Consider the following 20665-nt stretch of genomic DNA (forward strand, 5'->3'; position numbering starts at 1 on the left):
GTAAAACCCTAGATAATTTCACCACCAAAATGTTTCAATTCAATCGCAATTATTTTATACTTACAATTTTACTTTTTCTGACAGAAGTTGCCCTTGCCATGTACGTTCATGATGACTTTATAAGACCTTATTCCGGAGATTTTTTAGTGGTTATTTTACTCTATTGTTTTGTGAAATCCTTTGTAAAAGTTTCGGTTTTGGTAGCTGCAAGTCTTGTGTTGGTTTTTTCATTCGCTATCGAAATCGCGCAGTATTTCAATATGGTGGAAAAACTAGGATTTCAACATTCTAAGATTACAAGAATTGTGCTCGGGAATTCATTTGCCTGGATGGATTTGCTTGCCTATGTTCTTGGAATTTTGACCGTAATTAGAATTGAAACACTCCGTTTAAAACGAAAGAATAAAATCCATAAGCAGATGAACTTTCGCTAAAATACGGTATTTCATAAAGCAAATTCTTGTGAAAAAATCTTATGTTTGTCTGAACACAATTCTAAAAAATTTAAAAATATGATCCGAAAGTTATTTTCCTCAAGTTCATGGTCCGCTAATGCAACAGATTGGGCTTCGCTTATTTTACGACTAACATTTGGTTTATTGATGTTGAGTCATGGTATTCCAAAGCTGATGAAGTTTATGGATGGCAACATGGAATTTGGTGATCCAATAGGTATCGGTGTTCCGGCATCATTAGCTTTGACCGTCTTTGCCGAAGTATTATGCTCCGCATTACTAGTACTTGGATTGTGGACCAGACTGGCGTTGATTCCGCTTATCATAACCATGGTAGTTGCCGTATTTATTGTTCACATCAGTGATGATTTAGGAACAATGGAACCTGCATTACTATATTTACTATCCTATTGCGCGCTTTTTTTATTGGGAAGTGGTAAATATTCAGTTGATGCGATTTTGAAAAAATAAGCTTACTTAAATTCTTCTTGCTCAAAACCGTTGGAGATAATTAATTTTTTAAACACATAGAAAAATAGAATTTAAAATTATGGAAGGCGTTTCACTTTTTTAGAGAAAACCAAAGCAATGTGAACCCAAGACCCGAGCGATAGCGAACAGGCGAAGCAATTGGGCTAGCTCAGTCTTATTTTCTATGTTTCTATGTGTTTCAATTTTTTTATTAAATTCTAAAGGATAATTAAGTTTTACTTATTATGCAGCTTCATAAAAGCAATAATTTCATCAAAGCGATTGCTCCAAGGCGAGAAATACTGAAGCACCATTGGAACGTGCTTTTTATTCAACCGTATTGGTGTCACATCGGGTTGGAAAGGTTGCAAAGCAGTTACAAAACGACTGTTGGCAATTTTAATAGAATTATATGTTTTGTCTCCAACATAAATTAAAAAAGGTGGCGTGTTTTTATTTAAAAAATAAATGGGCGAAGCATCTTTCCATTGCTCCGCATTTGAGGTCCAAGTTGCCAAATAATCATCTTTTTCAGTTGGTGGATTTCCTTCTAAATAATTTTTCATATCCAATCCTGCCGCATCATTCAGAATTATTCCAGCAATAGTTGAAGAATCAATTCCATATTTCGGATTCATGACGGCCAAAGCACCAAGATGGCCCCCTGCCGAATGACCCGTGATGTAAATCGAATTGGGATCACCATTGTACTGGCTGATATTCTTTTTTGTCCATTGAATTACAGACACAATTTGCCGTGCCATATCATCATAAGAAGCCTCAGGGCTCAACGTATAATTCGGGATAACTGTAATCACGCCTTTGCTGGCAAAATTTCGTCCCAACAAATCGTACGTCCCTTTCCGACCGCTGTTCCAATTGCCTCCGTGAACAAAAATTAAAACTGGTACTTGCGTTGCACTTGATTTTCGGGGAACAAAAACATTCAATTGTGGCGGTTTTGCGGTATTTTTTTCGGTAGAATTAAGATACGAAATATCAGTATTTTTTTTTGAACCGCAGTTGACCAAAAGAAAACCATTCAGTAAGACGATAATGAAGAAGGAGAAACGCATATTCATTTTTTTACGAATATAAGATTTAAAAAAAATACGAAAGTTAATTTAGCTTTAAAAAGTGGTTTTCTTGAGTAAAACGTTTTTCATATCCTTTAATACACCTATATTTACTATGAAACTTTCGTTTATTAATGCTGCTAAAGTTTTTCTTAATCAAATATTCAGCGTATCTTCTTCAACCTTTATTTTCAAAAAAATTAAACACAAATGAACACTACAAATACACAAAATCTCCAAAAAATGACTTTAGCTCAAAACATAAGCCGTTATATTTTAGGACTATTTCTTACCACTGCTGGAATTAGCCATCTCACTTGGAGTCGAACAGAATTTTTAGCGCAAGTACCACCATGGATTCCTGTAAACGCTGATTTAGTAGTTCTGCTGTCTGGAGTAGTTGAAATTGTTTTGGGTTTATCCCTAATTCTGTTATTTAAGTATCGCATCCAGGTTGGATGGATTGTCGCTGCTTTTTTTGTCCTTGTCTTTCCGGGAAATATTGCACAACTGGTCGAACATAGAAATGCTTTCGGACTCAATACAGAACTAGCCAGATGGCTCAGACTTCCACTTCAACCACTTCTTATTATAGTAGCCTTATGGTCAACTGGCGCTTGGCATTCATGGAGGAAAAATAAAAATTGAACAAGATAGGCTGCCCTTCCGGACAGCCTATCTACATTTATCTAAGATAGATTAGTTGAATTGTGAAGCCACATATTCAATTAAACTTTCATCGCTCATTTTATTAGAAGTACTTTCTTTCGTCTGTACATTTTTGTATTGTGGAGTTTCGCTCAAATATTTAATAAATTGTTCTTGAGCAACACCAGGTCCAGTGATGTGTAATTCATCCACATTTTGCATGTGCGCAGTAATGTTTTTGAATAACTTGTGAAGTGAATCTCTTTCAGCATTATTTGCCGCGTTTTCACTTGAATTTCCTCCTTGACCTTCTTCTTTTTCGTGTCCTAAAACTACGAAATCTCCAGAATCTACATTTTCTCTACCTACGATTGTTGCGTGATGTGAATCCATCCACACTCCGAATTGTTTTTTACTTTTGTCTGACATTATGCTCTATTTATTTTTATTAATATTTGTATTATTAAATTGTCAAAAAGCATGCAGTGACAGTTCAAATACTTATTCTATTAAAATTAGCGTATTTTTTTAACAAAAAGGGAATTAGTTCTGAATTTACTTTTTAATTAACACTATTCATTTGTTATAATTTAAAAATAAATCGATTCTTGGCTTTAATAAAAAAGCTGCTGTATTCCTAGTTCATTATAGGTAAGTCATGGAATAATCTGACGCTAATCATTAGTCATTTTGAGTTTTTCTGTATTAACCTGCTTCGCGTCTTTATGTTGAATTACTTTGCCAAGAATCTATTGTTTGTACCTTTACTTTCGAAAAATATAAAAACTAAATCCTAATAAGATGTACGAATTACTTCAAAAGTATATCAGTAACCGAACACAAATCAATGATGAACAAATGGATTTCATCTGTTCCTTTTTTAAACCAATGCAAACCAAGCGCAATGAAATTTTAGTGCGTTATGAGGAAATATGCCAACAGTATTATTTTGTAAACAAAGGCTGTATCAGAATTTTCACCATTAATAAAGAAGGAATTGAAACATCACGATTTTTTGCTTTTGAAGGCGGTTTTGGAACAGCCTTACCTAGTTTTATTGATCAACAGCCCGCTTACGAATACGTGCAAACGATAGAAAAATCAGAATTATTGGTAATTTCCAGAACGGACTTTTATTATCTTGTAACAACAATACCAGAATTTGGACTGATTTACAGAGCGATTCTGGAGTTAGGTTTTATAACGGCTCAAAAACGCATTTACGGTTTTCAGGGATTTGATGCCTTAGAAAAAGTAAAATGGATTATTGAAAACCAACCTCATTTTTTATTGCGTGTTTCAAATAAAATGGCCGCATCCTATTTAGGAATTTCTCCCTCAACCTTAAGCCGAATAAAATCCAAACTCTAAAAACGTTGACATAGGACAAGCTTTTTCATGCGACTCATTTTTAATTTTGTAAAAAAATTAATCATGAAAATCAACTCTTGTTTATTAGTACTACTCATTCCATTACTTTCATTGGCACAAATCAGCACTAAAAAAAGTACCGATTTCACCAATTTAAATGCCAAAAAGGAAGGAAATTATACGACACAATCCGTTCAACTAACGCTCAAAACTGCATTTCAAATAACAGAACAAGCCCGCGAAGCCGCAAAAAGCTTGAAAAAAAATGTCACCATCGCAGTATTAGATGCTTCGGGTCAAATTATAATCCTTACTCGTGGCGACGAAGTGGGAACGCACAATACGGAAGCGGCCAGAAGAAAAGCGTACACCGCATTATCAACAAAAACCCCTACGCTTTTATTATCAAGAAATGCCAGATTAAATCCAGATACTCAAAATTTAGCCACACTGCCTGAACTTCTATTATTAGGCGGTGGTTATCCGCTTTGGCACAACGGAAAAGTCATAGGTGGCATTGGTGTTGCCGGAGGAGGAAGTCCTGAAAACGATGATTTAATCGCTAAATCAGGTGCAATTGCAACCGCACAAATCACAACTCATTAATTTAAAACACAAACAAAAATGAAAAATTTACTATTTAGTTTACTTTTTACGGCTGTAGCAACAACAAGCTATTCGCAGAATAATACCTACCAATTGTCCAGCCATATTTTAGACGTTTCCAGCGGAACGGCTGCAATTGGTGTCCCGGTTGTATTAGAAAAATACGATGAAACCACTAAAATATGGTCATATGTGGATGAAAAAACAACGGATAAAAATGGTAGAATTATCGATTTTCTGAATTATAAAGAAACAAAAAAAGGAATTTATAAACTTAGATTCTTGGTAGCAGACTATTTTAAAAGCAAAAAGACAGACAGTTTTTATCCGTTTATTGAGGTTGTTTTCCAAATTAAAGATGCCAATCATTATCACGTTCCCATTACGCTTTCCAGTTATGGATATGCAACGTATCGTGGCAATTAGTTTCGCTTGATTATTTTTGTAAGTTCCAAAAAAAGTAAAACGATTCCCGAAATGCTTTCCGAATTTTGTTGTTAAATAAATACGATTCATAACTTACGTAGTCGTAATTTTGTAGTACTAGATTTTGCACCAAAGGGGAATAATCGTTAAAAAATAATAAAATGGAAGTAGCAAAAATAATTAAAGAGAAACTGGGAACCATTGTCGATGTGCGTTCCTACGATGAATTTATGGGTGGTCATGTTGCGGGATCCATCAATATTCCGTTGAATGAAATTCCGCATAGAATGCAGGAAATACAGGAACTTAAAGTACCATTAGTACTTTGTTGTGCCTCTGGAAATAGAAGTGGACAGGCACAAGTTTTTCTGACCGCGCACGGAATCGAATGCTATAATGGCGGTTCGTGGCTCGATGTGAATTACCTTCAATCCCAAATCGTGTAACATGATAAACATACTCAAAAAAATATTTGGGCTTGGCGCCAAAGTGGATTATCAGGAATTAATTCAGAACGGAGCTATTGTCGTTGATGTGCGCAGCAAAGCGGAATATTTAGCAGGCCATATTAAGGATTCCATTAATATTCCTGTGGATACACTGCGTAATAATCTGTTCAAAGTGAAAGATAAAAACCAACCTATTATTACGTGTTGCGCCTCTGGAATGCGCAGTGCTTCGGCAAAAAGTATTTTGAAAGCTAATGGCTATACTGCAGTATACAATGGTGGCGGATGGAGCAGTCTTAAAAATAAAATAGGACGCTGAAAGATTTTTTGACAACGGTAAATAATACAATTCGTATTTACAATTAGTTAATTAACAGTTGATTAGATTATAATTTGTTTAATTTTATTCCACTTAAAAAAATTAAGTGAATGAGTTAGATAGAAAAATAGTATCTATTATTTCTAAACAATTTAATCTTAAAAACTACTATTATGAGAACTGCAATTAGTAAAAACGAAGGTGTTAAAGGTGCTATGCAAACAAAAAGCAATGTCGCACATGGATTAAGAGATTTATTTGAAAATGGATTGAAAGACATCTATTGGTCTGAAAAAGTTTTGACTAAAACCTTACCAAATATGGTAAAAAATGCTTCAACACCAGAATTAGTAAACTCATTAAAAAGCCAATTAAATGAATCGAAAGAACAAGTTTCTCGCTTAGAGAAAATTTTTCAAGAGAATGGTATGAAACCAACTGCAAAAAAATGTGATGCTATGGAAGGTATTCTAAAAGAAGCCGATGGTCTAATTAAAGAAACTGATATAGGTGCAGTACGAGATGCAGGAATTATTGCTGCGGAACAAAAAGTGAAACATTACGAAATAGCAACGTATGGTACTTTGCACGCTTTTGCTAAAACATTAGGAGAAAACAAAGCTGCCAATTTGCTGGCAATGACACTAGATGAAAAGAAAAAAACAGATGCAACATTAAGTGGAATTGCAATGTCAACCATCAACAATCAAGCTCACAAAGCAGCTGCGATTACAAACATAAAAGCATAATTTTGATTCTAAAAACAGCTAATAACTGTTTTTTCTATTACCTAAAAAGCCCGCAAATGCGGGCTTTTCTGTGAATTAAAATCTGACTTGAATAAAATGTAATCTGTTTTTATAGCTAATAAAAATTTAAATTATTCAGCCATTGCTGGATAATCAGTGTATCCTTTTACGGTATCGGTGTAAAAAGTAGTTTGATCTGGCGTGTTCAATGGCGCATCAGTTTCATAACGAGCCACTAAATCTGGATTCGCAATAAATGGAACTCCATAAGCAACAAGATCAGCGTACCCTTCTTCAATAACTTTGATACCTGTTTCTTTGTTAAAACTTTTATTGATGATTAAAGTTCCTTTGTAAAATGGTCTGAAATGTTTGGCCACTTCAGTAACCGCAAAAGGTACCTCAGTTACATCAGTAAAAGGCTCTGTTAAATGGATGTAAGCCAAACCGTAATTATTCAGTTTATTGATAATGTACTCATAAGTTGGAATTGTTTCTTCATCCAACATCATTCCCTGCGCATTGTGCAACGAAGGATTCAATCGAACACCAACTTTAGCATAATCAATAACTCCCTCTAAAGCATCTAGAATATCAAATAAGATTCGGGATTTGTTTTCAATTGAACCACCGTATTCATCAGAACGATGATTAGAATACCCATTAAAAAACTGTTGCAACAAATATCCGTTGGCTGCGTGCAATTCGATTCCATCAAAACCAGCTGAGATCGCATTTTTAGCTCCGTTTTTGAAATCTAAAACGGTTTGTTTGATGTCTTCAATCGTCATTTCTTTTGGAATAACTGTATCTACAAAACCATCATTAGTGTACGCTTTTGCAAAAGGATTCAAGGCTGAAGGTGCGTGTGGCAATTCACCATTATGTAAATCCGGATGCGACAATCGACCTGTGTGCCACAATTGTGCGAATATAGTTCCTCCTTTTTCATGTACTGCTTTTGTAACGAGTTTCCATCCTTCGGTTTGTGCTGCACTGTAAATTCCGGGTACATTGATAAAACCAACTGCTTTTGTACTCACAAAAGTTCCTTCGGAAACAATTAAACCTGCTGTAGCTCTTTGCCCATAATATTCCGCAGTAAGTGCTGTAGGAACATTTCCTTCATTATTAGAACGGCTTCGCGTCATTGGTGCCATCACCATTCGGTTTTTTAAAGTACTGCTTCCTAATGTATAGGGTTGAAATAAAATTGATTTACTCATTTGATTTTTTTAAATTAGTATTAGTTTATATGGTACTGGCTTGCAAACCAATACTTGTAAATAGTGTCAAAATAGTCTTTACGGCTTCCTTATCGTTTCCATTCAAAAAAAGGGAATTGTTAAAATCAACCGCTGATTCGAAACTCTGAATAACTTTAGAAAAAGGAAATAAATGTTGTAATTTGTCAAGAGTACTTTCGAAATTAATCGTGTTCTTTTTGTTTTCCAAAAAAAGTACAATCTTGCCGGTAGCCACATTTCTGATTTTTTCGATCAGATTACCATCAGTTGCAGCAGCATTTGAAAGTATAATAACATCCGCTTCCCAACTGGCATTAGTTGGACAAATCATCATCTCCGCATTTGCATTTGGATATTCTGAAAGTATTTGGGAATAAACAGTATTCAATACAACAGCATCATGATCAAACAGCAAAACGGGATTGGTTTTGGCAATTTGCTTCGCTAGAAAAATACTGTTGGTTTCTGAAACACCAAGAACTGCAAATGTTCTTCTATTTGACATGGACTTTTATTTACTTGGCAAATTTAGGGCGGTATCGGTATAATTTCCGTTGATGTAAAACAAGAAATTCTATTGATCTACATCAATTAAAAGGAACTACGAGTATTAATTTGTTTGCGCACCCGACTCAATGTTTCCGGTTTCAGTCCAAGGTAAGAAGCGATCATGTGTTGGGGTACACGTTGAACAATTCCGGGATAAGCCAGTCCCAAATTGGTGTATTTCTCTTCGGCGGTTTCTGTTAAAGCCGAATTTATTCTGGCTTGGTTTGCGATGTAGGCATTTTGCAAAAGCAAGCGTTGGTATCTTTCGAACATGGGGATTTTATCCATCAATGCTTCTCTTGCTTCAGTGGTCAGCAGTAGCAATTCAGAATCCTCAAGCGCTTCAATGGTATAAATAGAGTTACTATTGGTTAGAAAACTGGACAAATCTGTAATCCACCAGCCTTCAATCGCAAATTGTACAATGTGTTCATTCCCTTTTTCATCCATGGAAAAAGAGCGAAGAATTCCTTTTTCAATAAATGCATTGTAGATACAAATGTCTCCTTCCTGCAACAAGGTTTGTTTTTTACGTAACTTCTTTGGGATAAAAAACGTTTTACATAACTCCATTTCTTCTGGGGTTAATGTCACTTTCTCCTGAATGCTTTTGAATAATTGTTGAAACATGTTTGCAAGATACTAAATAGTGTTAAAAGTGAGAAATAGTGTTGGTGCCAAAAAATAGAATCCTTAATAACTATTGATAAATCTAAAAATGGAACCTTCTATTAATCAAATTATCTGATTATATTTGCGCAGTCTAATTTTAACACACAAATGAAACCGAACACACAACAATTAAACGATTTAACAATCCAAGTCAGAAGAGATATTCTTCGAATGGTACACGCAGTAAACTCAGGTCACCCAGGTGGTTCTTTAGGTTGTGCTGAATTTCTGGTAGTTTTATACCAAAATATCATGGAACGCAAAGAAGGTTTTGATATGGACGGAATTGGAGAAGATCTTTTCTTCCTTTCAAATGGGCATATTTCACCTGTATTTTACAGCGTTTTAGCAAGAAGCGGTTATTTTCCAGTATCAGAACTGGCAACTTTCCGTTTGATCAATTCAAGATTGCAAGGACACCCAACTACACATGACGGTTTACCGGGAGTGCGTATTGCGTCTGGTTCTCTTGGACAAGGATTATCTGTAGGGATTGGTGCGGCACAAGCTAAAAAATTGAATGGTGACAACCATATTATTTATACGCTTCACGGTGACGGTGAATTGCAAGAAGGTCAAAACTGGGAAGCCATCATGTATGCTTCTGCAAAAAAAGTGGACAATCTTATTGCTACAATCGATTTAAATGGAAAACAAATTGACGGTTCTACTGACGAAGTTTTAGCTATGGGAAGTATCCGCGCTAAATTTGAAGCTTTTGATTGGGATGTTTTAGAAATTGAAAAAGGAAATGATATCGAAGCTATCATTACTGGTATGAATGATGCTAAATCAAGAACCGGAAAAGGAAAACCAGTTTGTGTATTGTTGCATACTGAAATGGGTAACGGTGTAGATTTTATGATGTACAGTCATGCTTGGCACGGTAAAGCGCCTAATGATACGCAACTTGAAATTGCTTTAGGTCAAAATTATACTGAGGGAGAAAGCGACTACTAAATAATTATGAGTTATAAATTATGAATTAAGGGGTTTTCCTAATCATTCAATTTTTAAATCATTCAATTAAAGAAAATGAAAAAATATACAAATACAGGAAGTAAAGATACTCGTTCAGGTTTTGGAGCGGGAATGACTGAATTAGGTCAAAAAAATGAAAATGTTGTGGCACTTTGTGCGGATTTAATAGGTTCCTTAAAATTTGACGATTTCAAGAAAAATCATCCGGAGCGTTTTTTCCAAATTGGAATTGCGGAAGCGAACATGATTGGAATTGCAGCAGGTTTAACCGTTGGAGGAAAAATTCCGTTCACAGGAACTTTCGCTAACTTTTCTACGGGAAGAGTCTACGATCAAATTCGCCAATCGGTTGCTTATTCAGAGAAAAATGTAAAAATTTGTGCTTCACACGCTGGATTAACTTTAGGTGAAGACGGTGCAACACACCAGATTCTTGAAGACATAGGGTTAATGAAAATGTTACCTGGGATGACTGTAATCAACACTTGTGATTACAATCAAACTAAAGCGGCTACATTAGCAATTGCAGATCATCATGGTCCTGTTTATTTGCGTTTTGGTCGTCCAGTTGTACCTAACTTTATGCCAGCTGACGAACCTTTCGAAATAGGAAAAGCAATTGTTTTAACTGAAGGTTCGGATGTAACTATTGTAGCTACCGGACATTTAGTTTGGGAAGCTTTAATCGCAGCTGAAGCATTAGAAGCACAAGGGATTTCTGCTGAAGTAATCAATATTCATACCATCAAACCATTGGATGAAGAAGCGATTTTGAAATCATTAGAAAAAACAAAATGTATCGTTACTGCTGAAGAGCATAACATTCTTGGTGGTCTTGGTGAAAGCGTTTCTAGAGTTTTAGCCTTGAACAGTCCATTACCGCAAGAATTTGTGGCGGTGAATGACAGCTTTGGAGAATCTGGAACACCAGAACAATTAATGGATAAATACAAATTGAACAACCAAGCAATTGTTGAAGCAGTTGAAAGAGTAATGAAAAGAAAATAATCTATTCATTAAATAGCAAAAAAAATCCAGTTCATTTGTGAACTGGATTTTTTTTGAATTGTATTTTTTAGTTACATTTTACTAAATGCCTTTTGACTCTGTCAGGATTAGTAGTATTACCGTCACAGCTAGGGATAGACTCAAAAGGGATTAAAACACCATTAGTACCTGTGATTTCTGTTCTGGTACTTACGCCGTCTCCATCATCATCCGTATCTAAAAAGTTCGGGATTCCATCGCCATCCGTATCATCCAAATTTGTTGTGGGAGTTGTTGGGTAGTTTGTCTTGTTTCTGTAATCATAAACGTAGCCATCTCCGTCAAGATCCTCTTGAAAATTCATAATTCCATCACCATCTGAGTCAAGTCTGTTAATTTCATACAATTTAAAACTAAATATTAATGACGCATATGCCGGAATACTATTACTTCCTAAGCTATAATATCCTAGTCCGGATGGAATAAACATGACTCCCGCCCCAAAATCATTATATGCAACAGTACCATCAGCATTAGATGAATAGTTTCCGGTTTTAAATTCTGGAAAAGTTTCTCCCCAACCATTAATTGTAGTCGTTAGATTAAAAAACTGTTGTGGATTTTTTGATTCTTCAAAAAAAGTAGTCGTTAACGTTTCCACTTCGGCAACTTTTTGTCGGGAAAGGTAATCCCCTTTATATGCCGCCAACACACCATCAACATTAGAAGGTGATTTTCCGGTTCCTTCTCTTAAAACCAAATAATATAATTTATAAGTAATATCATGAAGTTTTACATCTTTACTCAAAAGTTTTGGAAAAGTAGCACTATTCAAATAAGAATAAATGGACGGTTCTGTTCCGCCTGCAGCAATCTTGGTAAACGTAACATCCTGATCGTCTTGAAAACCAGCGTGGTTGACAACCGTAATATGATATGCTTTTAAATACTCTTCAATATCTGTTAAATCAGTTGCATATTGCACTGCATAATCTCTTGGCGGGGTAATTTCCGCAGCATCATCCTTTGAGCATGAAAATAAAGAGACAGTTGTAATTAATAGAATAAAATAATACTTAAATTTGTTCATTATAGCTAATTTTTTAAGTGCGCAAGATACAATTTTGATTGATTTTTGTAAACTATTTAACTCCGATTTTAGAAAATTTATGAGAATAGATAAATATTTATGGTGCATGCGGTATTATAAAACGCGAAACATGGTTACCGAAGCCTGTAAAAAGAATCATGTCACGGTAAACGGCTTGGTTGCCAAACCATCAAAGGAAGTTTTTCCTACTGATAAAATCACTTTTAGAAAAGACCAAATCACCCAAATCATTACGGTTTTAGACATTCCTGAAAATCGTGTCGGGGCAAAATTGGTGGATATCTATAGACGAAACGACACTCCGGCTGAAGCATATCAACATTTGGAACTTTTAAAGTTATCAAAAGAACATTATCGAAAAAATGGAACCGGTAGACCAACCAAAAAAGACAGAAGAGACATTGACGAATTTCTCCCCTCCCCGACCCTCCCCGAAGAAGAGGGAGACGAGCCTTCATAAATTAAGTGAAATATCTAATAGCCTTTGCAAAACCCAGTTTCCGCCCGGAAGGTATGATGGGAAGACAAGTGTTGACAAATAAAAATTAAGTAAAACATCGAATAACCTTTGCCAGACCTGGCTCCCTCCCCTTCGGGGAGGGCTGGGGAGGGGAAAAAACCTTTAAACAATGAGCAAAAATATCATTTTAACAAATCAGGAAATAGAACATAAAATAAAAAGAATTGCCTACCAAATCTATGAAACCTTTGTAGATGAGGAAGAAATTGTAATCGCGGGCATTGCTGCTAACGGTTTTACATTTGCAAAAAAAATAGCATTGGCTCTGGAAACAATATCGCCTATTAAAGTTTCACTCTGCGAAGTGCAAATCAACAAACAAAATCCACAACTTCCCATTCACACTTCCCTATCAAAAGAACAGTATACCAATAAAGGTTTGATTCTTGTTGATGACGTATTAAATTCAGGCACTACATTAATCTATGCCGTAAGACACTTCATAGACGTTCCGTTGAAAAAATTCAAAACGGCCGTACTTGTAGATAGAAACCACAAGAAGTACCCCGTAAAAGCCGATTTCAAAGGAATTTCTCTTTCTACGTCATTATTGGAGCACGTGCAAGTTATTTTTGATGAAAATAATGATAGTTATGCATACTTAAGCTAAAAGAGCTATAATATCCAGAACGGTCTGATCAATGGTTTTATCATCGACCACAACTTTATGTTGTGTTTGGTTGTAATAAAAACTTCTTTCAAAGAGATGCATTGCAATAAACTCTTTCATCTCCGCATCACTTTTGTTGGCGATGAGGGGTCTTTTGCTTTTATTTGCAGACAATCTGCTAAATAAAGTCTCAATTGACGCTTTAAGATATATGGAAACAACATTATCTGCTTTTAACAGCTCATGATTATTGGCATAGCAAGGCGTTCCTCCGCCCAAACCTATAATTAATTGCTCCGGCGAATTCAATAATTCGATAAAAACTTCGTGCTCTACCTTTCTAAAATAAATTTCTCCATGCTTTTCAAAAATAGCATTTATGGACAAATTCACCTTTTCTTCTATCTTTTTATCCAAATCTACAAAAGGGATACCGATATTTTTTGACAACTTATTTGCAATAGTGGACTTCCCGCATCCCATATAGCCTAATAATATAATTTTTCTCATGAAATAAAACCTTATAAATTAAGGCGTTAAGATTTATTGTTTAAAAAAGACAAATTTATAATAAAATTGCTTGGAAAACTCCAAAATAAGTCCTTATATTTGCACCCGCATTCAAGGGAAGAATATGACTCGATAGCTCAGTTGGTAGAGCACATCACTTTTAATGATGGGGTCCTGGGTTCGAGCCCCAGTCGGGTCACAATTTTAGTGATCAACACATAATTTTCTTGAAAGCATTGACTCGATAGCTCAGTTGGTAGAGCACATCACTTTTAATGATGGGGTCCTGGGTTCGAGCCCCAGTCGGGTCACAAAAGGTCGAGTAATTTATTACTTGGCCTTTTTTATTTTAAGGCCACGTGGAGAAACGGTAGACTTGCCAGCTTGAGGGGCTGGTGCTCGCAAGGGCGTGTGGGTTCAAATCCCACCGTGGTCACAAAACAAAATGCTTCTGAAGAATCAAGTTTACTTGACAGTTTCAGAAGCATTTTTATTTAACAAAAAATCACTTTATAGAAATAAGAAGAATCTATCCGCTTAGTTTTGAAAAAAAAATCCTAGAGTATTTAAAAAAAACATAACCATCAAAATTCCCACAGATAAGCTTCCTATAAACAAGAAGAAAGTGCCAATGTATAAATGTAATGTATTGTATTTTTTTACAATAGTTTCATGATCACGTTTTGCTTGTACTGTTTTTTTCATTTTCTGATTTGATTATTCTGATAAGAAATATCATATAAATTTAACGCAAAACTACAGGAAATAAAAAGCTCTGACAATACCCACTTTTAGTGATTTATTTATAAAAAGCGAATTATTTTTAAGCTGGATTCAAGTTACAATTGCACTTTTTGGTTAAACATATTATTTCATGCACAAAATAAGAAGAACGCATGCACCGATTTCACAAAAGCAATTCAGTTGGGAAATCAAAATGCAGTTAAAAACAAAAAAATGTTTTGTAATTAATTTCAAAAAAAAAATTGAACGTAACAAAAAAAAAAGCGTCTTGAACTTAATCAAGACGATTCACCTTATTAGACTAACTAATTTACTTACTCATTAATTGCTGCAACGGTTTCAGTTGTTCCAAATCAATATTAGATTGCTGTAATACACTCATCATTGTCATCACACTGGTGGGGTTCATATCTTTTCCTAAAATGCGGACTACTGCAAAACCATTTTCTTTTTTATTGGCAAAAAAAACAAATTCCTCGATGTGTTCATCCGTTCCTACAAAGCTTACCGAAGCACCTTCCTTTCCAGAGCCAAATTTCATCAATTGCTGGTATTTTTTGTCCTTCAAAATCAAATCAACTTTAGCGCGTTCCGTTTCAAACTCCGATTTGTTTTTATCATTTAAATTAAAAGCTAAAACATTCATCTTGTCAAAAGATTTCAAAGCATCATTCTGAGCCACTGATAATTTTGTTTTATCCACATTCAAAATACTGGGAGAAACATCGAGCGCAATAAAATTTTTGTTCTCTGTATTTTCTACAAAATACTTTTGCAAAGTCGGCTCCGAATTGCAGCTGATCAGGAACAAACTAAACAGCAGTAAAATTCCATATCCTGTTCTCATCTTACTTTTTACCTTTAGTTGCTTTCTTCAAGTCATCACCGCCGGGAATTCTCATCTTATCGGTAAGAATCGAAATTTCATTCAAATCGAAATTACCGGTCAACGACATCAAAACAGTATCATCATTTTTTGCACCTTCAATAAACATTAACAACTCTCTGATTTGAGAATCTGTTGCACCAGATTTTACCAAAATTTTAATGTTTCTGCCATTTTCATTCACGCGCATCAACTCTTCTAGCCCGGCTGTTTTTATATACTTCTCAGCAGTAGCCTTCATTTCGCCTTCTACCCGTGTACTTTTGGTAGTGAATACTTTTAAATTATCGAGCTTTTTTATCAAGGCTAAGTATTGTTGGGTTTCTTTATCTGAAGCATCCACTTTTACTTTACTCATTAAGTCAAACATTTTTTTATTGACTATAATTGACGTAACGTCATCTTGTCCGTCAAATTTATCAAATGCCGCTTGCGCAAAAATTGGACTCGCAATAAAAACTAACATTACGGTGATTAATAACTTTTTAGCTGTACTTAAACGGCTGTTCTTTTGAATCTGATTTGCTGGTGTGCAAAAACTCGGATTGGGATTGATTGATTTCATTTTTTTTAATTTATTTAGCATTATTTTAATTGATTGTAGCGTCTACGCTGTGATTATCATTACCTAAAAGCAGTTAAATACCTCTAGATTTATTTTTAGTTTTTCGGAATACTTTATTTTTTGCGATTTGATATTCTTCAATATACTTTACACTTTCTATGCCAACATTTACATTTTTTGACAATAGTGAAAGTGCTTTCTGAGTTTCTTTAAAAGCTACTTCAGGATCATCATACGTTCCTAAATCTTTACTGTTAGTCACAGGTTCCGAATAATAAAAAACATACGTTACAATTCCCATCAAAACTAAAACCGAAGCTGCAATGGAGACCCAAGCAAAATTTCGTTTTTGATTCCTATTTTCATCCTTTTGAATTTCTAACAACGGAATTTCTTGTTCAAACTGTTGTTCTTTTGCAACAGCAAAATGGTTAAATAATGCGGTATACTTTTTTAAATGTGGAGCAACCAGCTGCATCGAAAAATACTCCTGTAATTCTTTCTCTTCCGCAATTGAAGTTTCACCCTCAAAGTATTTTTCAAGTAACGCTTCTACTTTATATAATTCCATAATTATGTGTTTTTGTCATGTATTCTCGTATCGTTTTTCGGGCTCTGGAAAGCGTCACTCTTATGGCACTTTCATTCATATCAAGCATTTTAGCGATTTCTTCGAACTCATATTGTTCAATATCACGAAGCTGAATGATGATTCGTTGTTGCTCCGGCAATTGACTGATACTTCTTTCAACCCAATTCAAACTATCGTAATCTTCCAGTTTTTTATCTAATGCGGGTGCAGAATCCGTATAATTGGTATGAACAATTTTTAGATTTCCGGATCTTTTGGATTTCAATTGGTCTAAACAATAATTCTTTGTCATCGTCATCGCAAAAGCTTCAATACTGCTGTAACCTGCCAAAGTTCCATTTTTGCTCCATAATTTCACCAAAACTTCTTGAGTGGCATCTTCGGCTTCCTCAGTACTAACCAGCAATCGCTTGGCCAACCTGAAGACTTTGTCTTTGAATGGAGTTACCATCAGCACAAACTCATTTTGGTTCATAAAAAAATTGGTTTTTAACTGGTTATATAAGTAAGACGATTCAAAATTATTTTTGCAACATAAAAACATAAAATAAAACTAAAGTTAGTATTTTTACGTTTCTATAGTATCAAACCAAATTTATGAGAACCTACATCAAACTTACGCTTTTATTATTTATTACTGCTTTTACTCTACAAAGCTGCCAGGATAACGATGATATTGCACCGCCGGCAAGTCTAGAAATCCAAGATTTTATCTGGAAAGGAATGAATCAATATTATTTGTGGCAAGCGGATGTCCCTAACTTATCTGACGACCGTTTTGCAGATCAAACAGCTTTAAACTCTTTTTTAAGAGGTTATCCAGTTCCTGAGGAATTATTTGATGCATTAAGAGTGAGTTCCTCAATAGACAGATTCAGTTGGATTGTAGATGATTATTTAGAACTAGAAGGAAGCCTTCAAGGTACTACTAAAAATAATGGTGTCGATTTTGGTTTAAGTTACAAACCTGGAAGTACAACCGAAATATTTGGTTACGTTAGATATATTATTGAAAATTCCGATGCTGCTACAAAAAACATCAAACGTGGTGATTTTTTCACTGCTGTCAATGGAACGCAACTGACCGTTAGTAATTATCAATCCTTACTTTTTGGTTCAAATGAAAATTACACACTAAATCTTGCAGATTTTAACGGAAATGCAATTGTTGGGAACGGAAAATCAGTTTCTCTTACAAAAACAGTATTAACTGAAAATCCAATTTTAGTCAATAAAGTAATTACTTCAGGTGCCCACAAAATTGGATATCTTATGTATAATGGCTTTTACGCTAATTTTGACACACAATTAAATGATGCTTTTGGTCAATTAAAAACACAAGGAATTACCGAATTAGTTTTAGATTTAAGATACAATGGTGGTGGTTCTGTGCAAACTGCAACACGATTAGCAAGTATGATTACCGGACAATTTACAGGGAAAGTCTTTGCTAAACAACAATGGAATAAAAAAATTAATGATTATTTCGAAGCTGAAAATCCGGATGCTTTGTACAACTATTTTACAGATAAGATAGGAAGCACAGCAATCAACAGTTTGAACCTGACTAAAGTTTATATTCTTACTAGTGCAAGCTCAGCATCAGCAAGTGAATTAGTAATCAATGGATTAGAACCACATATCAACGTAATCCAAATTGGAGATGTAACGGTGGGAAAAAATGTTGGATCAGTTACTCTTTATGATTCCCCTACTTTTGGTTCAGAAAACAGAAATCCTAAGCACAAATATGCCATGCAGCCAATTGTATTGAAAATTGTCAATTCCGTTGGTTTTGGAGATTATTTTAACGGATTGCAACCTGATTTTCTACAAAAAGAGACCATAAGTACCTATGGCATTCTTGGCGACGCTGCAGAACCTCTATTAAGCACAGCAATTGCAAAAATTACTGGAACTGGTAGAATGACTAAACAAAGCTTAGGAAAAGAATTTGAATTTTTTACTGATGCAAAAGCAGCAAAAGGAATCCAAAATCAAATGTACATAGAGAAAGCACCGGAAGGACTTTTGAAAGCATTGGAATAATAACAATAACTCTTACAAACAAAAAAAGGCTTTCATAACTGAAAGCCTTTTTTTATTAATGGAAATTCCGAATTACAATTTGATATTCATACCCAATTTAAAATTCCTTCCTAAAGTATTATACCCAACGTTTTCAACAAAATCAGCGTTCAAAATATTGCTAACCGCTCCAAAAACGGACAATCTATTTTTCACCAATTCATAACGAACGGACGAATTTACTAACTGATACGAGTCTAAAACAATATTCTGTGTAGCAAAAGTAGCTCCGTCAAAAAAAGCATCATTTCTGCTGTCTACATATTGATAATCTACATTAAAAAACAATCTTTCATTGATTTGAAAATCCAAAGCTGAATTCAACTTATGTTTCGGAATTAAGCGATCCAACGCTTTATCTACTTGAGTAAACGTATAATTTGAATTCCATTTGATTTTTTCGCTCAAAGCAAAAGATAATTCGGTTTCTACTCCTTTTGCTTTATTCATTCCGTCTATATTTATGTAGTTCGAATCGAAAGTTACAGGATTGAAATAAAATCCAATGAAATTAGTTTGCTCACGGTAAAAAGCAACAGCATTCAGTTTGATTTTTTTATCTAAAAAATGCGTCTCAAAACCTGCTTCCACAGTTCTATTTTTCTCCGGTGTCAAATCCGCATTTCCATATTCAGAATACAATTGGTACAAACTTGGCGTTACAAAAGCGGTGCTGTAAGAAGCCAAAATCTTCAATGGAACCGATTTAAAATCATAAGAAGGATTCACATTATAAACCAATTGATTTCCATATTGACTGTGAATATTCAATCGCGCACCAGCATTCAGATTCAATCCAAAATCCGTGGAAAGAACTCCAGTAATGTAAGGATCAATCATATTGAATTTAGTAGCTTCCTTCAAAATTCCACCAAAAGGAGTGATACTGTTCATATCATGAAACTGATATTGCGCTCCGGCAACAAGAAAAAACGATTCTGAAAATTCGTATTTATTAAAACCATCAACGTTGACACTTCGGGATTCATACTCTGAAAACCCTGGTTTATTGGAATAAAAATCGAAATCGTTGTACGTTCGAACAATTTTGTTAAAGCTGGAATTCAAAACAAATTCCCCTTTAGAATATTTGTATTTTGGCAAAAAGCCAAAACGAAATTGTTCTGATTCAGTTGAATTTAAATTGGTATCATTTGCACCGGTATTATCAAACGATGCATCATAATCGGAACTTATTTTATCATAATTACCAAAGAAATCTAATGTCAATTTATCCGTTGCTTTATACCCTAACTTCGCCAGATAATTTATTCTGGAAAAACGATCTTCTTCATAATTATCCGTAGAATTAACAGGAGCAATCTGTGACATTCCACTTATTTCAGTACTGTTCAACGACGCAAAATAATTCACTTTATTCGCATTTCCGTTGACCGAAAAACCTTGATTATAATTCTGAGCGCTAGTTTTGTCAGTATTTGCGGTATTATTGGTTCCCACATTTACGTATGCATTCCCTTCAATAGCTTTCTTACCTGATTTTTTCAAAGTAATATTAATTACTCCTGTTCCGGCACCTGAACCATACAACGTACTCGATGCACCTTTCATAATTTCAACGCTTTCTACCTGCTCCACCGGAAGCAAACGCAAATCATACTCAAAACTAATTCCTGAAGCATCATTCATCGGAATTCCATCAATAAGAATCAACACTTGATTGTTTTTTCCACCTCGAATGTAGTACCCTAAATTTTTTCCGGCAGCGCTTTGGTTCCCGTTAATTTCTACACCTGCAACAGAACTTAAGACATTTGCAAGGCTTTGTCCGGCTTTGTTTTTCAAATCCTCAGCAGTAATTTTAGTGATTACTTTTCCTGATTTTTCTTTTGCCAAAGCAAATTTGGAGTCGGAAACTACCACTTCTTTCAATTCATCCTGAGAGGAAATAGTTTCATTTTGTTGCGCAAAAGCACAGCTTGTCATTAGTACGCATAACGCACTAATACGAACGATTTTTTTGTTCATTTTAATTAAACATTTAGTAACAGCAATTTTCTGTTACATGACTA

At 34.8% G+C, this 20665-nt stretch carries 26 protein-coding genes and 3 tRNA genes; 17 read left to right on the top strand and 12 right to left on the bottom strand.

Features of this window, described 5'->3' with window-relative positions; all coding sequences use genetic code 11:
• Positions 1-29 precede the first annotated feature (29 nt).
• Complete coding sequence (locus tag DR871_RS10700) at positions 30-434, top strand: ribosomal maturation YjgA family protein (RefSeq protein WP_113666279.1); 405 nt, start codon at positions 30-32, stop codon at positions 432-434.
• 78 nt (positions 435-512) lie between these two features.
• Positions 513-926 carry a DoxX family protein gene (locus DR871_RS10705; protein ID WP_113666280.1) on the top strand — a complete coding sequence of 138 codons (414 nt, stop codon included), beginning with the start codon at positions 513-515 and terminating at the stop codon, positions 924-926.
• 236 nt (positions 927-1162) lie between these two features.
• On the opposite strand, the gene DR871_RS10710 is transcribed toward DR871_RS10705, so the two are convergent.
• The gene (locus DR871_RS10710) at positions 1163-2002 is read right to left on the bottom strand and encodes an alpha/beta hydrolase (RefSeq protein WP_113666493.1); all 840 of its coding nucleotides are present in this window, start codon (positions 2000-2002) and stop codon (positions 1163-1165) included.
• Between the two features lie 210 nt (positions 2003-2212).
• Here DR871_RS10710 and DR871_RS10715 point away from each other — a divergent pair, with 210 nt between their 5' ends.
• The gene (locus DR871_RS10715; protein WP_113666281.1) at positions 2213-2650 is read left to right on the top strand and encodes a DoxX family protein; all 438 of its coding nucleotides are present in this window, start codon (positions 2213-2215) and stop codon (positions 2648-2650) included.
• A gap of 51 nt (positions 2651-2701) precedes the next feature.
• On the opposite strand, the gene DR871_RS10720 is transcribed toward DR871_RS10715, so the two are convergent.
• Complete coding sequence (locus DR871_RS10720; protein ID WP_113666282.1) at positions 2702-3079, bottom strand: hypothetical protein; 378 nt, start codon at positions 3077-3079, stop codon at positions 2702-2704.
• Positions 3080-3451: 372 nt separating this feature from the next.
• On the opposite strand from DR871_RS10720, the gene DR871_RS10725 reads away from it, so the two are divergent.
• From DR871_RS10725 to DR871_RS10750, 6 genes are all read left to right on the top strand, one after another.
• On the top strand, positions 3452-4021 hold the full coding sequence (locus DR871_RS10725; RefSeq protein ID WP_113666283.1) for a Crp/Fnr family transcriptional regulator: 570 nt from the start codon (positions 3452-3454) through the stop codon (positions 4019-4021).
• A 63-nt stretch (positions 4022-4084) separates the two neighbouring features.
• Entirely contained in the window at positions 4085-4627 is a 543-nt protein-coding gene (locus DR871_RS10730; RefSeq protein ID WP_113666284.1) for a heme-binding protein, read from the top strand.
• Between the two features lie 18 nt (positions 4628-4645).
• The gene (gene uraH / locus DR871_RS10735; RefSeq protein WP_113666285.1) at positions 4646-5053 is read left to right on the top strand and encodes a hydroxyisourate hydrolase; all 408 of its coding nucleotides are present in this window, start codon (positions 4646-4648) and stop codon (positions 5051-5053) included.
• A 161-nt stretch (positions 5054-5214) separates the two neighbouring features.
• Positions 5215-5499 (top strand): rhodanese-like domain-containing protein, encoded by a 285-nt coding sequence (locus DR871_RS10740; RefSeq protein ID WP_113666286.1) that lies wholly within the window; start codon positions 5215-5217, stop codon positions 5497-5499.
• Position 5500: 1 nt separating this feature from the next.
• Positions 5501-5821 carry a rhodanese-like domain-containing protein gene (locus DR871_RS10745; protein WP_113666287.1) on the top strand — a complete coding sequence of 107 codons (321 nt, stop codon included), beginning with the start codon at positions 5501-5503 and terminating at the stop codon, positions 5819-5821.
• Positions 5822-5994: 173 nt separating this feature from the next.
• Positions 5995-6570 carry a YciE/YciF ferroxidase family protein gene (locus tag DR871_RS10750; RefSeq protein ID WP_113666288.1) on the top strand — a complete coding sequence of 192 codons (576 nt, stop codon included), beginning with the start codon at positions 5995-5997 and terminating at the stop codon, positions 6568-6570.
• Between the two features lie 131 nt (positions 6571-6701).
• Here the strand turns inward: DR871_RS10750 and DR871_RS10755 are convergent, their stop codons facing one another.
• The 3 genes from DR871_RS10755 to DR871_RS10765 form a co-directional block, all read right to left on the bottom strand.
• Entirely contained in the window at positions 6702-7796 is a 1095-nt protein-coding gene (locus DR871_RS10755) for an alkene reductase (protein ID WP_113666289.1), read from the bottom strand.
• Between the two features lie 25 nt (positions 7797-7821).
• On the bottom strand, positions 7822-8322 hold the full coding sequence (locus DR871_RS10760; protein ID WP_113666290.1) for a hypothetical protein: 501 nt from the start codon (positions 8320-8322) through the stop codon (positions 7822-7824).
• Positions 8323-8408: 86 nt separating this feature from the next.
• Positions 8409-8996, bottom strand: a complete 588-nt coding sequence (locus DR871_RS10765; RefSeq protein WP_113666291.1) for a Crp/Fnr family transcriptional regulator — start codon at positions 8994-8996, stop codon at positions 8409-8411.
• A 150-nt stretch (positions 8997-9146) separates the two neighbouring features.
• On the opposite strand from DR871_RS10765, the gene DR871_RS10770 reads away from it, so the two are divergent.
• Both DR871_RS10770 and DR871_RS10775 read left to right on the top strand, forming a co-directional pair.
• A complete protein-coding gene (locus tag DR871_RS10770) occupies positions 9147-9998 on the top strand; it encodes a transketolase (protein WP_113666292.1) in 852 nt (283 codons plus the stop codon).
• 75 nt (positions 9999-10073) lie between these two features.
• Positions 10074-11027 (top strand): transketolase family protein, encoded by a 954-nt coding sequence (locus DR871_RS10775; protein ID WP_113666293.1) that lies wholly within the window; start codon positions 10074-10076, stop codon positions 11025-11027.
• A 67-nt stretch (positions 11028-11094) separates the two neighbouring features.
• On the opposite strand, the gene DR871_RS10780 is transcribed toward DR871_RS10775, so the two are convergent.
• Positions 11095-12096 (bottom strand): FKBP-type peptidyl-prolyl cis-trans isomerase, encoded by a 1002-nt coding sequence (locus DR871_RS10780; protein ID WP_113666494.1) that lies wholly within the window; start codon positions 12094-12096, stop codon positions 11095-11097.
• 79 nt (positions 12097-12175) lie between these two features.
• On the opposite strand from DR871_RS10780, the gene DR871_RS10785 reads away from it, so the two are divergent.
• Both DR871_RS10785 and DR871_RS10790 read left to right on the top strand, forming a co-directional pair.
• Entirely contained in the window at positions 12176-12577 is a 402-nt protein-coding gene (locus tag DR871_RS10785) for an RNA-binding S4 domain-containing protein (protein WP_113666294.1), read from the top strand.
• Positions 12578-12746: 169 nt separating this feature from the next.
• On the top strand, positions 12747-13247 hold the full coding sequence (locus DR871_RS10790) for a phosphoribosyltransferase family protein (protein ID WP_113666295.1): 501 nt from the start codon (positions 12747-12749) through the stop codon (positions 13245-13247).
• Here the strand turns inward: DR871_RS10790 and DR871_RS10795 are convergent.
• Positions 13239-13757, bottom strand: coding sequence for a shikimate kinase (locus DR871_RS10795; protein ID WP_113666296.1), 519 nt, complete (start codon positions 13755-13757; stop codon positions 13239-13241). The genes DR871_RS10790 and DR871_RS10795 overlap by 9 nt on opposite strands.
• Positions 13758-13883: 126 nt before the next feature.
• On the opposite strand from DR871_RS10795, the gene DR871_RS10800 reads away from it, so the two are divergent.
• From DR871_RS10800 to DR871_RS10810, 3 genes are all read left to right on the top strand, one after another.
• Positions 13884-13956 (top strand) — tRNA-Lys (locus DR871_RS10800).
• Positions 13957-13995: 39 nt separating this feature from the next.
• Positions 13996-14068, top strand: a tRNA-Lys gene (locus tag DR871_RS10805).
• Positions 14069-14110: 42 nt separating this feature from the next.
• A tRNA-Leu gene (locus DR871_RS10810) sits at positions 14111-14193 on the top strand.
• 618 nt (positions 14194-14811) lie between these two features.
• On the opposite strand, the gene DR871_RS10815 is transcribed toward DR871_RS10810, so the two are convergent.
• The 4 genes from DR871_RS10815 to DR871_RS10830 form a co-directional block, all read right to left on the bottom strand.
• Positions 14812-15348, bottom strand: a complete 537-nt coding sequence (locus DR871_RS10815; protein ID WP_113666298.1) for a DUF4252 domain-containing protein — start codon at positions 15346-15348, stop codon at positions 14812-14814.
• A 1-nt stretch (position 15349) separates the two neighbouring features.
• Positions 15350-15853: a DUF4252 domain-containing protein gene (locus DR871_RS10820; RefSeq protein ID WP_241258615.1), complete on the bottom strand. Its 504-nt coding sequence runs from the start codon at positions 15851-15853 to the stop codon at positions 15350-15352.
• Between the two features lie 172 nt (positions 15854-16025).
• Positions 16026-16523: a hypothetical protein gene (locus DR871_RS10825; protein ID WP_113666299.1), complete on the bottom strand. Its 498-nt coding sequence runs from the start codon at positions 16521-16523 to the stop codon at positions 16026-16028.
• Positions 16510-17019 carry an RNA polymerase sigma factor gene (locus tag DR871_RS10830; RefSeq protein ID WP_113666496.1) on the bottom strand — a complete coding sequence of 170 codons (510 nt, stop codon included), beginning with the start codon at positions 17017-17019 and terminating at the stop codon, positions 16510-16512. The genes DR871_RS10825 and DR871_RS10830 overlap by 14 nt, the downstream gene beginning before the upstream one ends.
• Before the next feature lie 122 nt (positions 17020-17141).
• Here DR871_RS10830 and DR871_RS10835 point away from each other — a divergent pair, with 122 nt between their 5' ends.
• Complete coding sequence (locus DR871_RS10835; RefSeq protein WP_113666300.1) at positions 17142-18593, top strand: S41 family peptidase; 1452 nt, start codon at positions 17142-17144, stop codon at positions 18591-18593.
• Between the two features lie 72 nt (positions 18594-18665).
• Here DR871_RS10835 and DR871_RS10840 read toward each other — a convergent pair whose 3' ends face one another.
• A complete protein-coding gene (locus tag DR871_RS10840) occupies positions 18666-20621 on the bottom strand; it encodes a TonB-dependent receptor plug domain-containing protein (protein WP_242497102.1) in 1956 nt (651 codons plus the stop codon).
• Positions 20622-20665 lie beyond the last annotated feature (44 nt).

The organism is Flavobacterium petrolei, assembly GCF_003314435.2.
GTDB classification, from domain to species: domain Bacteria; phylum Bacteroidota; class Bacteroidia; order Flavobacteriales; family Flavobacteriaceae; genus Flavobacterium; species Flavobacterium petrolei.

Excerpts from the sequence above, each read along its gene's own strand:
- DR871_RS10700 (WP_113666279.1), top strand. The coding sequence starts at position 30 with ATGTTTCAATTCAATCGCAATTATTTTATACTTACAATTTTACTTTTT.
- DR871_RS10705 (WP_113666280.1), top strand. The coding sequence starts at position 513 with ATGATCCGAAAGTTATTTTCCTCAAGTTCATGGTCCGCTAATGCAACA.
- DR871_RS10710 (WP_113666493.1), bottom strand. The coding sequence starts at position 2,002 with ATGCGTTTCTCCTTCTTCATTATCGTCTTACTGAATGGTTTTCTTTTG.
- DR871_RS10715 (WP_113666281.1), top strand. The coding sequence starts at position 2,213 with ATGAACACTACAAATACACAAAATCTCCAAAAAATGACTTTAGCTCAA.
- DR871_RS10720 (WP_113666282.1), bottom strand. The coding sequence starts at position 3,079 with ATGTCAGACAAAAGTAAAAAACAATTCGGAGTGTGGATGGATTCACAT.
- DR871_RS10725 (WP_113666283.1), top strand. The coding sequence starts at position 3,452 with ATGTACGAATTACTTCAAAAGTATATCAGTAACCGAACACAAATCAAT.
- DR871_RS10730 (WP_113666284.1), top strand. The coding sequence starts at position 4,085 with ATGAAAATCAACTCTTGTTTATTAGTACTACTCATTCCATTACTTTCA.
- uraH (WP_113666285.1), top strand. The coding sequence starts at position 4,646 with ATGAAAAATTTACTATTTAGTTTACTTTTTACGGCTGTAGCAACAACA.
- DR871_RS10740 (WP_113666286.1), top strand. The coding sequence starts at position 5,215 with ATGGAAGTAGCAAAAATAATTAAAGAGAAACTGGGAACCATTGTCGAT.
- DR871_RS10745 (WP_113666287.1), top strand. The coding sequence starts at position 5,501 with ATGATAAACATACTCAAAAAAATATTTGGGCTTGGCGCCAAAGTGGAT.
- DR871_RS10750 (WP_113666288.1), top strand. The coding sequence starts at position 5,995 with ATGAGAACTGCAATTAGTAAAAACGAAGGTGTTAAAGGTGCTATGCAA.
- DR871_RS10755 (WP_113666289.1), bottom strand. The coding sequence starts at position 7,796 with ATGAGTAAATCAATTTTATTTCAACCCTATACATTAGGAAGCAGTACT.
- DR871_RS10760 (WP_113666290.1), bottom strand. The coding sequence starts at position 8,322 with ATGTCAAATAGAAGAACATTTGCAGTTCTTGGTGTTTCAGAAACCAAC.
- DR871_RS10765 (WP_113666291.1), bottom strand. The coding sequence starts at position 8,996 with ATGTTTCAACAATTATTCAAAAGCATTCAGGAGAAAGTGACATTAACC.
- DR871_RS10770 (WP_113666292.1), top strand. The coding sequence starts at position 9,147 with ATGAAACCGAACACACAACAATTAAACGATTTAACAATCCAAGTCAGA.
- DR871_RS10775 (WP_113666293.1), top strand. The coding sequence starts at position 10,074 with ATGAAAAAATATACAAATACAGGAAGTAAAGATACTCGTTCAGGTTTT.
- DR871_RS10780 (WP_113666494.1), bottom strand. The coding sequence starts at position 12,096 with ATGAACAAATTTAAGTATTATTTTATTCTATTAATTACAACTGTCTCT.
- DR871_RS10785 (WP_113666294.1), top strand. The coding sequence starts at position 12,176 with ATGAGAATAGATAAATATTTATGGTGCATGCGGTATTATAAAACGCGA.
- DR871_RS10790 (WP_113666295.1), top strand. The coding sequence starts at position 12,747 with ATGAGCAAAAATATCATTTTAACAAATCAGGAAATAGAACATAAAATA.
- DR871_RS10795 (WP_113666296.1), bottom strand. The coding sequence starts at position 13,757 with ATGAGAAAAATTATATTATTAGGCTATATGGGATGCGGGAAGTCCACT.
- DR871_RS10815 (WP_113666298.1), bottom strand. The coding sequence starts at position 15,348 with ATGAGAACAGGATATGGAATTTTACTGCTGTTTAGTTTGTTCCTGATC.
- DR871_RS10820 (WP_241258615.1), bottom strand. The coding sequence starts at position 15,853 with ATGTTAGTTTTTATTGCGAGTCCAATTTTTGCGCAAGCGGCATTTGAT.
- DR871_RS10825 (WP_113666299.1), bottom strand. The coding sequence starts at position 16,523 with ATGGAATTATATAAAGTAGAAGCGTTACTTGAAAAATACTTTGAGGGT.
- DR871_RS10830 (WP_113666496.1), bottom strand. The coding sequence starts at position 17,019 with ATGAACCAAAATGAGTTTGTGCTGATGGTAACTCCATTCAAAGACAAA.
- DR871_RS10835 (WP_113666300.1), top strand. The coding sequence starts at position 17,142 with ATGAGAACCTACATCAAACTTACGCTTTTATTATTTATTACTGCTTTT.
- DR871_RS10840 (WP_242497102.1), bottom strand. The coding sequence starts at position 20,621 with ATGAACAAAAAAATCGTTCGTATTAGTGCGTTATGCGTACTAATGACA.